Annotated in this window: 13 protein-coding genes; 11 read left to right on the top strand and 2 right to left on the bottom strand. The window is 41.1% G+C overall.

Annotation, left to right across the window (positions count from 1 at the left end; translation table 11 throughout):
• The first annotated feature begins 57 nt into the window (after positions 1-57).
• On the top strand, positions 58-1080 hold the full coding sequence (locus tag ROSEINA2194_RS08295) for a peptidylprolyl isomerase (protein WP_007885623.1): 1023 nt from the start codon (positions 58-60) through the stop codon (positions 1078-1080).
• Positions 1081-1113: 33 nt separating this feature from the next.
• Positions 1114-3675, top strand: coding sequence for a discoidin domain-containing protein (locus ROSEINA2194_RS19690; RefSeq protein WP_007885622.1), 2562 nt, complete (start codon positions 1114-1116; stop codon positions 3673-3675).
• Positions 3676-3755: 80 nt separating this feature from the next.
• Here the strand turns inward: ROSEINA2194_RS19690 and ROSEINA2194_RS08285 are convergent, their stop codons facing one another.
• Positions 3756-5351 carry a response regulator gene (locus ROSEINA2194_RS08285; RefSeq protein WP_007885621.1) on the bottom strand — a complete coding sequence of 532 codons (1596 nt, stop codon included), beginning with the start codon at positions 5349-5351 and terminating at the stop codon, positions 3756-3758.
• A 1-nt stretch (position 5352) separates the two neighbouring features.
• On the bottom strand, positions 5353-7143 hold the full coding sequence (locus tag ROSEINA2194_RS08280; RefSeq protein ID WP_007885620.1) for a cache domain-containing sensor histidine kinase: 1791 nt from the start codon (positions 7141-7143) through the stop codon (positions 5353-5355).
• A 191-nt stretch (positions 7144-7334) separates the two neighbouring features.
• Between ROSEINA2194_RS08280 and ROSEINA2194_RS08275 the strand changes: the two genes are divergently transcribed.
• From ROSEINA2194_RS08275 to gnpA, 9 genes are all read left to right on the top strand, one after another.
• On the top strand, positions 7335-8747 hold the full coding sequence (locus ROSEINA2194_RS08275; RefSeq protein ID WP_007885619.1) for a carbohydrate ABC transporter substrate-binding protein: 1413 nt from the start codon (positions 7335-7337) through the stop codon (positions 8745-8747).
• Between the two features lie 285 nt (positions 8748-9032).
• Complete coding sequence (locus ROSEINA2194_RS08270; RefSeq protein ID WP_007885610.1) at positions 9033-9740, top strand: carbohydrate ABC transporter permease; 708 nt, start codon at positions 9033-9035, stop codon at positions 9738-9740.
• 15 nt (positions 9741-9755) lie between these two features.
• Positions 9756-10610: a carbohydrate ABC transporter permease gene (locus tag ROSEINA2194_RS08265; protein WP_007885608.1), complete on the top strand. Its 855-nt coding sequence runs from the start codon at positions 9756-9758 to the stop codon at positions 10608-10610.
• A 47-nt stretch (positions 10611-10657) separates the two neighbouring features.
• Entirely contained in the window at positions 10658-11230 is a 573-nt protein-coding gene (locus tag ROSEINA2194_RS22940; protein WP_007885606.1) for an alpha-L-fucosidase, read from the top strand.
• A complete protein-coding gene (locus tag ROSEINA2194_RS22935) occupies positions 11230-12075 on the top strand; it encodes an alpha-L-fucosidase (protein ID WP_081453892.1) in 846 nt (281 codons plus the stop codon). Before ROSEINA2194_RS22940 ends, ROSEINA2194_RS22935 begins: the two co-directional genes overlap by 1 nt.
• Positions 12076-12107: 32 nt before the next feature.
• On the top strand, positions 12108-12950 hold the full coding sequence (locus ROSEINA2194_RS08255) for a glycoside hydrolase family 95 protein (RefSeq protein WP_007885603.1): 843 nt from the start codon (positions 12108-12110) through the stop codon (positions 12948-12950).
• A gap of 4 nt (positions 12951-12954) precedes the next feature.
• Complete coding sequence (locus ROSEINA2194_RS21035; protein WP_438942528.1) at positions 12955-13194, top strand: glycosyl hydrolase family 95 catalytic domain-containing protein; 240 nt, start codon at positions 12955-12957, stop codon at positions 13192-13194.
• Positions 13160-14332 (top strand): glycosyl hydrolase family 95 catalytic domain-containing protein, encoded by a 1173-nt coding sequence (locus ROSEINA2194_RS08250; RefSeq protein WP_044927509.1) that lies wholly within the window; start codon positions 13160-13162, stop codon positions 14330-14332. Before ROSEINA2194_RS21035 ends, ROSEINA2194_RS08250 begins: the two co-directional genes overlap by 35 nt.
• Positions 14333-14343: 11 nt before the next feature.
• On the top strand, positions 14344-16512 hold the full coding sequence (gene gnpA / locus ROSEINA2194_RS08245) for a 1,3-beta-galactosyl-N-acetylhexosamine phosphorylase (RefSeq protein ID WP_007885595.1): 2169 nt from the start codon (positions 14344-14346) through the stop codon (positions 16510-16512).
• Positions 16513-16517: the final 5 nt, after the last annotated feature.

Raw genomic sequence — 16517 nt, 5'->3', positions numbered from 1 at the left:
AGTCAGTCATAATACATACAATAGTACTTATCAATTACCAATATAGGAGAAAACGTAATGGGAAAGAGACGATATTTTTATTTTGTTATAGGAATTGTTCTTTTAGCAGCATTCAGCATTACAGGAATAAGTCTGCTTATTTCTTCTCCGGCACTTTATGTAGAAAATATTAAGATTTCCAAAGAGGAGGCAGAATTTTTTGTATCGGAGGAAAAAAGTGCATCTTATGCATATTTTGCGGGGAAATACAATGCGGATACCTCTGTGTCTTCTTTTCGGAATACGCAGTTTGATGGAATAACGCCGGAGGAATATGCGCGTGAACGTGCATTGAAAAATATTGTGGAGACAAAAAATATTCTGCTACTGGCAAAGGAAGCCGGGATGGCAGAGAGTGTATCCTACTCTGATATTCGAAAAGACTGGAAAGAGTTTGTAGCTGCGAGAAAAAATGCAGTTGAGAGTAACGAAATTGTCTATGGACCGGTTGAGATGAGTTTTTCAGATTATTATTCTTACTATATTAGTAAAATAAAACTGGAAATGTTTGAACAATATAAAGTGGATAACAGATTACAGGAGAGTGAGACAAGGCAGTATTATGAAAGCCACAAAGAACTGTTTTCGCAGGGAGATGAAATCAGTCTTTTGGTTTATTCAGTGCCGGATGCAGCGGACGGCAATGGGGAGAGCACGTTAAGACAGATAAAAAAAGAAATTGAGGTTAACGGCAGAATACAGTCTGAAAAAGAACGCATCGGGCAATATGACGAAACAGAGCTTGCGATAGGAGAGATGTCAAATAAAGGGGACTCGCGCAGCAACAGTATTTATTTGGAAGCAGTCTATGGATTGAATGCCGGGGAGATATCAGATGTTTATTATGATGACTCCATAGGTTATTATGCAGTCCGGTATTTAGGCAGAAAGGAGGGCAGCGGACTCTCTTATGATGAGGTAAGAAACCGTCTGGAGGATATGATTATGACAGAGCAGTTTCAGAGATATCTGACAGACAGAGAGGAAGAACTTTCAGTAACAGTCGTAGACAGAGTTTACGATACGATTAAATGGAATTAGGAGAAGAAGAATGTATAAAAAAAGATTAGTTCATTGCTGGCGGCAGTAATTGTTGCAGGTATGGTGACAGGAAGCATGCCTGTTTGTGTAAATGCACAGGAAACGACAGGTAATGCAGGGACAACCTATTATGTTGATGCAGAAAATGGAGATGACTCTAACAGTGGCACAAGCATAGATGCACCATGGAAAAGTCTGAATAAAGTCACTGATACGACATTTTTGCCGGGCGACCAAATTCTGTTAAAATCCGGCAGTGTGTGGAATGGGGAATGGTTATGGCCGAAAGGCTCCGGTGTGGAAGGAGCGCCGATTATTATTGACAAGTACGGCGGTGAGGAGAAACCTATTATAAACGGTATGGGAATTGACCGTGGATTAAACTATTCTGGAGCAGTCCATCTGAGAAATCAGGAGTACTGGGAAATCAGAAATCTGGAAATTACAAATGACGATGACTTTGATGAGGATATTGACCTTTCCAGACCGAAGGGCGACAATAGCTGGTCGAGTAAAAATATGACAAGAAACGGAATACTTCTGATTGTCGATTGTGATCAGTTAGAGGATGATGATGACGGAATTATGGACCATATTTACATTGAGAACTGTTATGTACATGATGTAGACGGACCAAATGACTGGAATGATACATTTACTGGTGGAATTATATTTAACGTGGTTGGAAGCTCATTGAGACCTTCCAGCAGCTTTAATGATCTCCGTATTGCATACAATACAATCCGTAAGGTGGACCTTCTGGGAGTTACCGGATATGTTACAACCGTTAAGGGAAACTATCAGGATGGGATTGATGCCAACAATATGTGGATGACGAACGTGTATATCGGACACAACTATTTTGAGGACATTGCGCAGGGAGCAATTGACTTGTGTGATGCGAAGGACGCAGTTGTGGAGTACAATGTTGTAGATGGATTTTTGAAACGTTATCCGAATTTCCGGCCGACGGTTGCACTTTATCCATGGAAATGTGAAAATGCAGTTTTTCAGTTTAATGAGGTATACAACGGACCGTCAACAAATGCAGATGGAAGCCCTTATGATATGGACTCAGGTCTGAAAGATGTTGTATATCAGTTTAATTATTCACATAACAATCCGTGTGGCTGGATGCTGTATATGGGAAAAAATAATAATGATATTATCCGTTATAATATCAGTGATGACGGCGGCGATTACATCATTAAATATTTTCTGACAGCCTGTGAAACACCAACCTATTTTTTAAATAATGTTATTATATATGATGGGGAAAGAACGAAGTTTATGCATCGGGACCCATTTAAATCACAGACATACTTTTACAATAATGTATTCTATAATAAAAGCACCACAACTACGACAACGTGGCATGATACTGCCAGATATCTCGGAAATCTTGGAGCGGTGACATTCAGTAACAATTGTTTTTATGAGGCGAGCGGAATACATTCGAAATATGAACCGGCAGATGCATATAAAGTTACCGAGAACCCGAAAATGGTAAATCCGGGACAAAAACCGGAGCGCAATGAACAGGGAATTCTCAGCGGTGCCACCATTTGGGACGGTTATAAAATTGGGAAGGACTCTCCGTTAGTTGATGCGGGGATTTATGTACCACAGATGGGAACGATGGACTTTTTCGGAAATCAGTTATATTACGGGGATGCACCGGATATTGGTGTATATGAAGTACCGGAAGGAGAATATAATGCACCACCGGTTAATCTTGCGGTCAAAGCTTCTGCGAGTGCAAATAATTTCCATGTATCGTTTGATGCGTGTAATGTAGTGGATGGAGATGATACGACAAGATGGGCATCTGCCGACTCCACCCTTCCGATTTGGCTGGAGCTTGATTTTGGGGAGGAGACAACCTTTAATGAGCTTATAGCAAAAGAAAATATCGTTTCCGGATGGGCATCTGCGCGAATTGCCAAGTTTGAACTGCAAAAATGGAACGGAACGGAGTTTGAGAAGTTTTATGAGAGCAGTGAAACAATTGGGGAGTCTGCAGAGTTTGTTTTTCCAGAAGTTACAACGACAAAACTGCGTTTTGTAATTACAGGGCTTAAGGCAGATACGACATTGCACGGAAAAGGACAGACAGACCCGAGCCTGAAAGAACTGGAGCTTTATTATAATAAACAGGCTTCCAAAAAGGTCAATCTGGTTTTAAACAAAGAAGTTATAACCAATAACTGTCATAATGATTTTGATGTATCATGGCTTAATGACGGAAAAATGGATACACGCTGGGCATCTGCCAATTCAGAATTACCGATTGAGATAGAATTTAACCTGGGCAGTGATGTGACATTTAACACAATGGCAATGACGGAAAATATTGTTGCAAACTGGGCAACGCCGCGAATTGAAAGCTTCCAGCTTCAGGCGTGGGATGGAACCACATATCAGACAATATTTGAGAATACAGGAGAAGTCGGAGAAAGGAAGGAATTTGCTTTTGAGGATACCACAGCACAGAAAATAAGGCTGGTAATTACTGCGTTGCGGGCGGATACTTCGGCAAACAGTGCCGGACAGACAGACCCGAGCATTGCAGAATTTGAGCTTTACAGAAGATAAAGAAAAGGAAAACCGGCACACAGATGAGTTAAATCACAGTGTGCTGGTTTTTTAATCGTGCAGGGACAGAGGAAGAAAGGTTATGCCTCCGGGGAATGGTCATTGTCTGAAACCCGCAGGATATATTCCCTTGGCGAGATGCCAAAATATTCTTTGAACCGCCTGGTAAAGTAAAAAGGTTCTGTAATTCCGACCTCTGCGGCTGCCTCCTGCACATAAAGTCCGGGATTGCTCCGCAGAAGCTCGGCAGCTTTTTCCATCCGTATCATATTCAGATAATTAAAGACACTGTCACCGTATTCTTTTTTGAAAAGGCGGCAGAGATAGCTTTTGTTCAGGTTTGCCTCCTCAGCAATTTGGTCGAGGGTGATATGTTCCTTGTAGTGTACGTTCACATACCGCATCACAACCTGAATTTCTTTTTTGTAATTTTCATAATTATTTTCATTGCTTTCCAGTAAAAGTAAAAGCGCATCACAAAGTGTAACCTTTAATTCTGCCAAGCTTGTGGACTGCGAAATTTTCTTCTGGTAATCATGAATTTGTGCATGCAGTTTTCCAGATTTGCCGGACAATGCGACACCTTCAAAAATATGGACGCAATTCATGCACAGATGAAAAGGTTCCAGCGGAAGGGCAGACCATTCTGCCAGGAGATTTCGGACATATCCAAACAGATTTTCACGGCTTCCGGTCTGCACAAAGTTTAAAACGGAATTCATTGTTTCCTGGATTTCTTCTGCGGAAATTTCAAAAACAAAACGAATATCCTTTGTAAAAATAATGGAACGGTTCTTCTCATAAAAAGTAATTCTCCTTGCATTTATACAGGAAAAATATGCATTCCGGCATTCGGCTGCACCGGCAGCCGGTGCAGAGTAGCACAAAATAGGGAGAACACCGAAATAGGTGGCAATCTGCCGATTGAGAACCTGTGTTTTTGATGAGATATTGTATTTTAAGGTGTCGCTGTAAGGGAGAAAAAATGCAAGCTCATTGTGGTGCATCATAATGCTGACAGGGGAAGCTGCCAAAGCGAGCGTTTCTGTCAGCAGGGTCTGAATATTTGGTGCAACACGTTTTAATTTTTCCCGTTTCATATCTTCGTGAAAAAATAATGTGAGCACGATACACGGAACAGAAAAAAACGCAAGGTCGGATGTTTCCTTTAAAAGTTCTTCGGTAGTAATTGTTTCATCTAAAAAGAAATTACGAATATCATTCATTAAAATCTGTGTATTCTGTTCCTCTAACTGCTGCTTTTGCAAAAGGGCAGCCGCACGGTCTTTCTGTCTGTTTAAAAGATTTCCGGCCACCTTATCGAGATGCGCTATCAGGCTGTCAGCGGAAATGTTGGCTTTTAATATGTAATCGGCTGCCCCGGCAGTCAGTGCTTCCCGGACAAGCTCAAAATCCGAATAGCTGCTGAGCACAATGATAGGAATTTCCGAATTATTCTGCTTTAAGGCGTGAATAAGACCGATACCGTCCATTACGGACATTTTTAAATCGGTTATGATAATATCGACCGGGTTCTTTTCAAGATAGGCAAGTGCTTCCTTTCCATTTCCGGCTGTTCCACAAAGAGTATAAGGAGTTTTGGACCAGTCCGTTAACTGACGAAAACCGATTTTGATGGCAGGTTCGTCATCTACAAGTAAAATTTGTAAACTCATTTTAATTTTCCTCCTTATAAAGTATGTGCGGAAGTGTCAGATAGCAGACAGTGCCTTCTCCCGGATGGCTTTCCAGCTTAAGGCCGTACGAAGCGCCGTAATGTAATTTAATCCGTTGGTTTACATTGTCTACGCCGATACCCGAGCCACATTTTTTGTCTGTCTGTTTTACCTCGTCCTGGTCAAATCCGCATCCGTTGTCACGAAGGATGATTTCAAGTGTTTTATTGTCAGAAAAATGGCTTTCCACCGAAATTATAATTGGAATAGCTGCATTGGCGGTCCCATGTATAATCGCATTTTCAGCGAGCGGCTGTAATGCAAAGCGTGGGATTTCACAGGCGAGAGTATCATTTTCCAAATGGTATTTCACATCGAACATTCCGGCATAGCGGATACTCTGCACCGTAAAATAGTGGTTTAAGTTTTCAATCTCAAGGGAAAGAGGTATCCGCTCCTGTTTTTTGACCAGTGTCTGCTGCAATAAAAAAGTAAGGGAGGAGATACCCTGTTCTAAAATAGGTACATCGTTCATCTGTGCAACGATACGCAGCGAGTTTAAGGTGTTAAACAGAAAATGGGTGTTAATCTGGTATTGCAGAACTCTTAATTCCAGGTGCCTTTTCTGCTCCTCATTCTGAGCCTGTTCGATATGGAACATGTGAATGCGTTGAAGCATCTGGTCGATTGTCCGGGCAAGAAAACCTAATTCGTCGGGGCTTGTATCGTTGATGGCTGTGTTTAAGTCCTCATAGGAAATATCATTGCATTTTGTGACAATCTGGTGAATTGGCTGCATAATACTTGTGTATACAATGAGCGTAAGACACAGGCAGAGCGCAATTAAAATGGCTGCAAGGAGAAGCAGTCTTTGATTAATCCTGCTCGTCTCATCGGTAATGTAGCGATAGGGGAAGGTAGCCATGAGGTAGTTATTAAATTCACTGTTATACACAGAGATAATAACAAGCTTTTCACCCTCATATTCTGTGTAAAAGGTTTCGGCAAGGGAGTTTTTATTTAATTTCACCTGCTGAAGCAGGGCATCGTCTAACAGTGCGCCAAGTACGGAACGCTTCTGGGAGGAAATGATATAGCCGTCACCGCGCACAAGCATAATATTGGACTCATCTCCAAAGGAGACGTTTGTAAAAAGTGTATTGCTGAAAAAGGTTTCATCAAGATAAATAAGGATGTAACCAATATGCTCACTCAGACGTGTACTGCTGTAAATTTTACGGCCGATAATGATTTTGTCACTGCTTCGATAGGTGTGGATATATTGAAGGGAGTCATGAGGGGAGGTTTCATCAATTTCTTCTACAATCTGGGAAAAACGTTCGGCATCTATATCATCATATCCTAAATCATATACGATATTTCGATTGCGGTCGAGAATACGCAGATTTTTCAGGTGAATGGATGGGAATGGAACACGGCTGCGGAAATCGTTGAGTGCCTGTACATCCTGTTCATTTAATGTGAAATTGGTATCACATGATTTGGAAAGGATCTGCTGGCATTCATCGCTGACGGAAATTGTGTCAATATACATACGGAATATGTTGAGCTCGGTAATAAAATTCTGATTTAAAAGATACAGAGCCTGTTCATTGGAACGTTCCAGCTTATCATTGATTGACTGGGTGTATACTGTGTATGCATAAAAGCCGATAAAAGTAACCGGAACAAGGGAAATAAAAAGAAAAATGCATAAAAGCCGGTTTCTGATTTTAATGGTTCTTAAAAGATTTGTCTGTTTTACGCAATGGCGTGTTTTTGTTAATTTCAAAGTTTCCTCTTTTCCAATACTTTATTTTTAGCTGTTCATTAATACTAACAGTGTCAGTCGAAAAAGTCAATATTGTATAGCTTTTTGTAAATTGTGTCCATTCAATCTGCCACCTGTTACAGCTATAATGAAATCATTCCAAGGGAGACAAAAAAGTTTTCCAGAAAATTAAAAATCAGGAGGAAATTAAAATGAAAAAAGCGATTAGTACGCTACTTGTTGCAAGCATGTGTGCAGCAACACTGGCAGGATGCGGGGGAAATGCAAATACATCCGCAAACACAGACAACAGCAGCGCAGAAAACACAGTAGGCACAGAAAAAACGGAGAAGAATGGAACAGCAGACAATGCGGCAGAATTTGAGAACAAGAAATTAAATATTGCGGTATTTGAAGGAGGTTATGGTCCGGATTACTGGAATGAAATAGTCGAGAAGTTTGAAGCAGCCTATCCGGGAGTTGAGGTTGACATGCAGATCAGCCCATCAATTGGTGATGTCATCAGACCACAAATTGTTGCCGGAAATGTACCGGATTTTATTGTTATGAACGACAATGATTCTACAGGTCTTATCTCGTCTATGATTAAGGAACATGCATTATTGGATTTGACAGATGTGTTTGAAGGACCTGGCATTGATGATGAGACACCATTAAAAGATCAGGTAAATACGGGTATTCTTGAGACAGCAAAATGTCAGCCGTATGCTGATGGAAAGATTTATCTGGCGCCATTTAACAGCAGCCCAATGGGACTTGTATACAATAAGACTCTGTTTGAGGAAATGAATTATGAACTCCCGACGACATGGGACGAATTCTTTGCTCTCGGTGACCAGGCAAAAGAAGATGGATATGCACTGATGACTTATGCAGGAATTTATCCGTCATATGTAGAGTCTTTATTGTGGCCGGCCTTAGCTTCTGCTACAGGGATAGATAATATCAAAGACATTTCTAATTATGTGGAAGGTTCTTTCTCAAAACCAGAAGCGATGGAAGTTCTTGAAAATATAGCAAAGATCGGCACCGGAGGATATTTGCTGGAGGGTACAGTTGCATTGAACCATACACAGTCCCAGACAGAAATGATGATGAACAAATGTTTGTTTATTCCAAATGGTAACTGGATGGAAAATGAGATGGCAGACGCTCCGAGAGCGGATGGTTTCGAGTTTGGACTCTGGACAGCCCCAGTTTTAAAAGATGGGGATGAAGCCTATGTTATGACAAGTGTAGAGCAGTTTAGTATTCCTGCAAAGGCAGAGAACCCTGAGCTGGCAAAAGAGTTTTTACGTTTCCTGTATACAGAAGAGTCTGTGAAGTTGTTTGCAGAAAAGGCAAATGGTATTTACGCATTAAAAGATGCAACTGAGTTATCCAAGGGACTTGTTTCTGACGGTATCTATAATATGAATGAGATTTATGAGCATGGAACATCCATGGTATTTGGTTTTGCAGCATTACCAGAAGGATGCAAGGTAGTTCCGAATGATGATGTATTTAACGTATTGTCAGATGTTATGACAGGTAAAATGAGTGCAGAAGAGTGGGCTCAGAAAGTAGAAAATTCCTTTAAAGAGGTTTCAGAAACTGCGCAATAATCAAGTAAGTCTGTAGACTTATGAGGCGCCATGCCGCATTGTGTGGCATGGCGCTATTTTTTTTCGAAAGGGGTAATTAAATGAAACTGCAAGCTGCCGGAAAAGAAAAAAAAGAAAGGGCAGAAGCTGCCGGTAGGTTTTATCTGTATATGTGTTTTACCAGCCTTTTTACTGACACTGATTTTTACAATTATTCCGACTATACGGGCGTTTTTATTATCATTAACGAATGCAACTTCTCTTGGATTAAACAGTAAGTTTGTTTTTCTGGAGAATTACAAATATATGTTCCGGGACGAATATTTTATCCTTGCATTAAAAAATACACTAAAGCTTATGGCGGTTGTCCCAATAATTACAATTGCGATTGCACTGGTACTTGCGTTTATTATTTCACAGTCTGATTTGAAGGAACGTGGTCTGTACCGGACAGTATTCTATTTTCCAAACATTATATCACTTACAGTCGTAGGAATTATCTGGTCATTTGTTTTTCATCCGACCATGGGTATTTTAAATAGCTTTTTAAATGGAGTTGGTTTGTCTGCCTGGGCAAAATCATGGCTGGGTGATGGAAGCACAGCACTCTGGTGTATTGCAGTCACTTTAATCTGGCAGGCGACCGGTTACTATATGGTAATGCATATTGCGGCAATGGATGGTATTTCCAGTGAGATTTATGAAGCAGCAACAATTGACGGGGCAGGTCCTGTCCGTAAAATGTTTTCAATTACGCTGCCGTTAATAAAAGACATTATAGGTATTACGTTTGTATTGGCTCTTTCGGGAACGATAAATTTAAGCTTTACCTTATCCAAGGTTATGACCGGTGGAGGACCAAACGGTGCATCCTCCGTATTGCTCCAGTACATGTATACCCAGGGATTTATAAACGGTAACTTCGGATATGCAATGGCAATTACAGTATTTACATTGATAATTTCGATTGCGTTGTCAATGGTTTCACGTAAGCTTACAAACAGTGAGTCTTAAAGGGGGGTAGGAAATATGAAGACAAATGAGCAGAGCCGACGCCAGGCAGCCGCATTGCGGTGGGTCGTCCGCATTTTTATGATTTTGGTGACAGTGATTATGATTTATCCATTGCTTTGGAATGTTTATTCATCGTTTAAAACGAATAATGAATTTCTTACAAATGCATTTTCACTTCCCAAAAGTCTGGCATGGGATAACTATGCGCGTGCAATTGAAAAATCAAATCTTTTAAGCAATGTCGGAAATTCCGTGCTGATTGTACTTATTACATTGTGCGTCATCATGGTATGTGCTGTTCCGTGTGCCTATTGCCTGGTGCGGTATAAATTTTTTGGCTCAAGGCTGATGTTAAATATTTATATGGCAGCTATTTTTATTCAGGCAACCTTTATTATGATACCGCTGTTTTTACAGATGAATGCATTGCATTTACTCAATAACCGTGTGGCACTGGCTGTTTTGTATGCAACAATGCAGTTTCCGTTTGCCATATTTGTTTTGTCCGGCTTTTTAAGGTCTATTCCGAGGGATTATGAGGAAGCAGCAATGATTGATGGCTGTGGACCGTTCCGTATCCTGATAAAAGTAATTATGCCGATGGCAAAGCCGGGAATTGTGACAGTGTGTATGATTTCAGCGATGGCTGCATGGAACGAATATCCGGTTGCACTTGTTATGTTAACTGACCCGGAAAAGCAGACACTTCCGGTCGGACTTGCCAATCTGTATGAGGTTCAGCGTTATGCTACAGACTGGGGAGCATTGTTTGCAGCACTTATATTAGCGTTAATCCCGACCATTATTATTTTCCTGATAGGACAGAAGCAGTTAATTCAGGGAATGAATGTCGGAGGTCTGAAAGGTTAATTTCTTATCTGGAATAAAAAAAGCAGATACAGGAGAAGGAGGAAAAGATGAGGACACCCGAAGAACAGATTTATTATGCGGCTGGCATTGCACCAAGTCTGCGCCAGCTTGCATGGCAGCAGCTTGAATTTTATGCATTTACGCATTTTGGTATGAATACTTTTACCGGTCGTGAGTGGGGAGATGGAACAGATTCCCCGAGACTTTTTGCACCAGATGCGTTTGATGCAGATCAATGGGTAGCGGCTGTTAAGTCAGCAGGGATGAGAGGACTGCTGTTGACGTGCAAACACCATGACGGTTTTTGCCTGTGGCCAAGTGCCTATACAGAATATAGTGTTAAAAACAGTCCATGGAAAAATGGACAGGGGGATGTGGTGCGCGAAGTTGCAGATGCGTGCAGACGCGGTGGAATAAAATTCGGGGTGTACTTATCACCATGGGATCGGCATGAGTCATGTTATGGAAGCGGAACAGCATATGATGATTATTTTGTGAACCAGTTGACAGAACTCGCAAGCAATTACGGTGATATATTTTGTTTTTGGTTTGATGGTGCATGCGGTGAAGGACCGAACGGAAAAAACAAGTCTATGACTGGGAGAGGTACTACAGTGTAATACGAAACTTACAGCCGGAGGCAGTAATTAATATATGTGGACCGGATGTAAGATGGTGTGGAAATGAGGCAGGACATTGCAGGAAGAGTGAGTGGAGTGTTGTTCCGGCAGAACTCCGTGATGCAGAACGAACCTCGGAAAAGTCGCAAAAGTCAGATGACGGAACATTTTCCAGAAAATTCGACTCGCAGGATGAGGATCTGGGCAGCCGGGAAGCAATAAAACAGGCGGAAACACTGGTCTGGTATCCGGCAGAAGTTGATACTTCGATCCGCACCGGCTGGTTTTATCATGAGGAAGAGGATGCACAGGTACGCACAGCGGAGGAGTTATTCCATATTTATCTGGATGCGGTTGGTGCAAATGCAAGCCTGTTGCTGAATATTCCACCGGATAAACACGGACGTATAGCTAAAGCGGATTGTGAGCAGTTGAAACAACTTGGGGAAATGTTGAAAAACAAATTTGCACATAATATAGCTGCCACGGCACAAATTGAAGCGGATACCGTACAAACAGATCATTCGGTAGAATTTCTTACAGATGGAGACAACGGGACATATTGGTTGGCATCAGAGGACAGTGCGAGTGCAGTCATCACACTTCGTTTTCCGGAGCTTAAGAATATTTCCGCAGTTGTGCTGGGAGAATATTTGCCATTGGGACAACATATTGAACAGGGAGAGATCCTTGCGGGAAAAAATAAAATTGCTGATTTTACAGTTGTAGGACATAAACGTATTTGCATGTTTGATCCGGTACAGACAGAGGAACTTATCATAAAAATCACTTCATCGAGAACAGAAGCGGCTTTAAGATTACTTGAGGTTTATCAAGAATCATAAGAAAATCTGAACAGTCAGAAAGTGAAAAGAGTATGGATTTAAGTAAATATGATATTTGTTATGAACATGCCATTACTTCGTGGGATATGGGGTTACCACTTGGAAATGGCAGGCTGGGATGTATTGTGTATGGCGAAGATGCCATTTATCTGGCAGTGGACAGAATAGATCTGTGGGATACCAGAGAGCATCCTAATACATTGGAAGCTGGATTTTGTTACAAAAATCTTGTAAAGCTGTCTAAACTTCGTACAGAGGAAGCATGGAAAGAACGGGAGAGACTTTTTGAAAAAATATATGATGAATTATCTTATCCTTCTAAAATCTCTGCAGGACATTTTAAGTTAGATTATGGGTGTGAACTCCAAAACGTACATGCAAAAATTGATTTGAAAAGTGCCATTGGGGAAATGCATTTTGATGGTGGAGAAATTGAACTTTTCATGGATGCATGGAAGCCTGTAGGAGCAGCAAGAATAAAAGGTGATTTCAGATCAGAACTCTGCATCCCGGAATACATTTCTTCAGACTGTCATAATGAAAGGGAAATGTTTAAGGATGGCGGACAGATTACTCCGACATGCGGAATGGGTTACCCACAGGCTGACATAAAAAAGGAAGATGGCTTTCTGTATTATATACAGGAAACAAAAAGTGAATTCTCTTATGGTGTGTTCGCATATACCGTCTTAAAAAAGGAATTTGCTGAGATTTATTTTACAATTAAAACAAGCAAAGACGGAGATGACTTTGACAGGATCGCAAAAGAGGAATTAAAAGAAGCTGCCAGGACAGGATACGACAAGTTAAAGGAAGAGCATATAAAATGGTGGAAAAAAATATTGGGAAAAGGCTTCACTGAAAATCAACGATGAACTGTTGGAAAAAACCTATTACCGGTCGTGGTATTTATTTGCATCGTGCAGCAGAAAAGGAAATTATCCAATGCCACTGCAAGGAGTCTGGACTGCGGATGATGGGAAGATTCCGCCATGGCGCGGAGATTATCACCATGATACGAATACACAGTTGTCCTATCAGGCATATTTGAAAGCGGACAGGCTTGCTGAGGGAGAAGTTTTTTTTGGATTATTTATGGAATTTAAAACCTCGTTTTGAACAGTTTGCAAACGAGTTTTATGGTGTGGATGGTCTGCTCATTCCGGGTGTGTCAACGATTGACGGAAAACCAATGGGTGGCTGGTCACAATATGCACTTTCTCCAACTATGAGTATCTGGGTGGCACTAAGCTTTGATGAGTATTATTTGTATACAGGTGATGTTCTTTTTTTAAAAGAGAAGGCATATCCATTTTTTTATGAAGTTGGAAAGGCCATTATGGGTCTTTTAGAGGAAAAGAATGGGAAATTATATTTGCCACTCTCCACCTCACCGGAAATATATGATGATACGCCAGAGGCATATTTGATCCCAAACAGTAATTTTGATCTTGCACTTATCAGATACTTGTTTGTGCGGTTGCAGGAGTATTCAGAAATATTAAATAAGGAAAAAACAGCATATGAAGAGATACTTTCTAAATTAGATGAGATTGCAGTTATAGATGGATATATCGGCTTGAACAGAGTAGAACGTTTGAAAGAGTCACACAGGCATTTTTCACATTTAATGTGTCTGTATCCGCTTCATTTGATACATTATGATACAAAAGAACACAGGGAACTTTATAAAAAAGCCTTATCAGAAATAGAGAAACTCGGAACTGGAATGTGGGTAGGATTTTCGTTCGCAATGTGTGCACAGCTCTATGCTATGGCAGAGAATGGAGCAGGCGCTTATGAAAAACTGAGACAATTTGCGGATGGATTTGTAGAAGAAAACGGATTTCACCTGAATGGTGATTACAAGCAAAAAGGTTATTCAACCTTTCATTACAGACGTTTTACGTTGGAAGCATTATTTGGATTTTGTGATGCATTACAAGAGATGCTTTTACAGGAATATCGGGGATATTTGCATTTATTTCCAGCAATTCCAAAACAATGGGAAAACGAGGGGATAGAATTTAATGGTTTTCGGAGTTATGGTGGTATTCTCGTAAGCGGAAAAATTAAAAATGGTTATCTGTCAGAAATCCGATTGAAGATACCTGAGAAAATGCTTATAAAAATAAAAAATACATTTCCAACAAAAAGAGCCAGACTGGAGACAGACAAGAAAACGCAGATAATAGAGGAAACAGAAGGATTTTTTGTTTTAGAGTTAGAAAAAGGAAATGCAAAAATTACAGGATAAAGGAGAAGATTATGGGTAATAAAGAACACGGTGGAAGAGTGACGATTCCAACAAACCTGGATGTAGTTCCGGAGACAATTGAGTTAATGAAACGCTGGGGAGCAGATGCGATCCGTGACTGCGACGGTACAGAGTTCCCTGAGGAACTGACCAAAACCGGTGCAAAAATATATGCAACTTATTATACCACCAGAAAAGATAATGCGTGGGCAAAAGCAAATCCGGATGAAGTGCAGCAGAGTTATATCATGACTAATTTTTACACTGCAACCGGTAACGAACTTCAGATTCCTTTAATGAAAGGAATTTCGGATGAACTGATGCAGGTAAATACAAGAGATGACAGAAAACGCTGGTGGGAAGTCATCGACCGCTCCACAGGGGAAGTGGTATCCACAGATAAATGGGAATACAATGAGGAAACCGGCTGTGTCTGCATCCACGATACAGAACCGTTCCATGAATATACAGTCAGCTTTTTAGCTTACATCATCTGGGATCCGGTTCATATGTACAATGCTGTGACAAATGGCTGGAAGGATTTTGAACATCAGATCACATTCGATGTCAGACAGCCGAAAACACATAAGTATTCCATGGAGCGTCTGCGCAAATACTGTGCAGAGCATCCGTATGTGAACGTGATCCGTTATACAACGTTCTTCCATCAGTTCACACTCGTATTTGATGAGCTTAAGAGAGAGAAGTTTGTTGACTGGTACGGTTATTCTTCCTCTGTAAGTCCATATATTTTAGAGCAGTTTGAGAGAGAGGTCGGTTATAAATTCCGTCCGGAATTTATCATCGATCAGGGTTACCATAATAACCAGTATCGTGTGCCAAGCAAAGAATACAAGGATTTCCAGGCGTTCCAGCGCAGGGAAGTTGCAAAGCTTGCAAAAGAGATGGTTGACATCACACATGAATGCGGCAAAGAGGCAATGATGTTTTTGGGGGATCACTGGATCGGAACAGAACCATTCATGGAGGAGTTTGCAACGATCGGTCTTGACGCAGTGGTAGGAAGCGTTGGAAACGGAAGCACACTTCGTCTGATCTCTGATATTGAAGGTGTCAAATATACAGAAGGAAGATTCCTTCCATACTTTTTCCCGGATACCTTCCATGAGGGCGGGGATCCTGTCAAGGAAGCAAAGGAAAACTGGGTGACAGCACGCCGTGCCATCTTAAGAAAACCGATCGACCGTATCGGATATGGCGGATACTTAAAACTTGCACTGGAATTCCCGGAATTTTTAGACTATGTGGAGAGTGTCTGCAACGAGTTCCGCGAATTGTATGAAAATGCAAAAGGCACGACACCGTATTGCGTGAAGAAAGTAGCAGTATTAAACAGTTGGGGCAGGATCAGAAGCTGGGGATGCCATATGGTACATCACGCACTGTACCAGAAACAGAATTACAGCTATGCAGGTATTATCGAAGCGTTAAGTGGAGCACCATTTGATGTGAAGTTCATTTCTTTTGATGATATTTTAGAAAATGAAGATATATTAAAAGATATTGATGTGATCATTAACGTAGGTGATGGTGATACAGCACATACAGGTGGAGCAGTCTGGGAGAATCCGGTCATTTCTTCTGCGATCCGCAGATTTGTATATGAAGGAGGCGGATTCATCGGTATCGGGGAACCGGCAGGACACCAGTATCAGGGACACTATTTACAGCTTGCAGATCTGATCGGGGTAGAGAAAGAAACAGGATTTACGTTAAACTATGACAAGTATAACTGGGATGAACATCCGGAACACTTCATTCTTGCAGATACCACAAAACCGGTAGATTTCGGAGAAGGAAAGAAGAGTATCTATGCATACGAGGGAACAGAGATCCTTGTGCAGAGAGAGAAGGAAGTACAGATGGCTGTCAACGGATTTGGAGCAGGCCGCTCTGTATACATCAGCGGACTTCCATACAGTTTTGAGAACAGCAGAATCCTGTACCGCAGTATTTTATGGAGCACACACAGCGAAGAAGAGCTTCATCAGTGGTATAGCACGAACTTCAACGTAGAAGTGCATGCATATGTAAAAAATGGCAAATTCTGTGTTGTAAATAATACCTATGAGCCACAGAACACGGTTATTTACCGCGGCGATGGAAGCAGTTTTGCGTTGAAAATGGAGGCAAATGAGATTAAATGGTACGCTGTTTAACCAAG

This window comes from Roseburia inulinivorans DSM 16841 (assembly GCF_000174195.1).
GTDB classification, from domain to species: domain Bacteria; phylum Bacillota; class Clostridia; order Lachnospirales; family Lachnospiraceae; genus Roseburia; species Roseburia inulinivorans.
The sequence above is the reverse complement of the archived record's forward strand: the minus strand, read 5'-3'. Positions and strand labels throughout refer to the sequence as shown.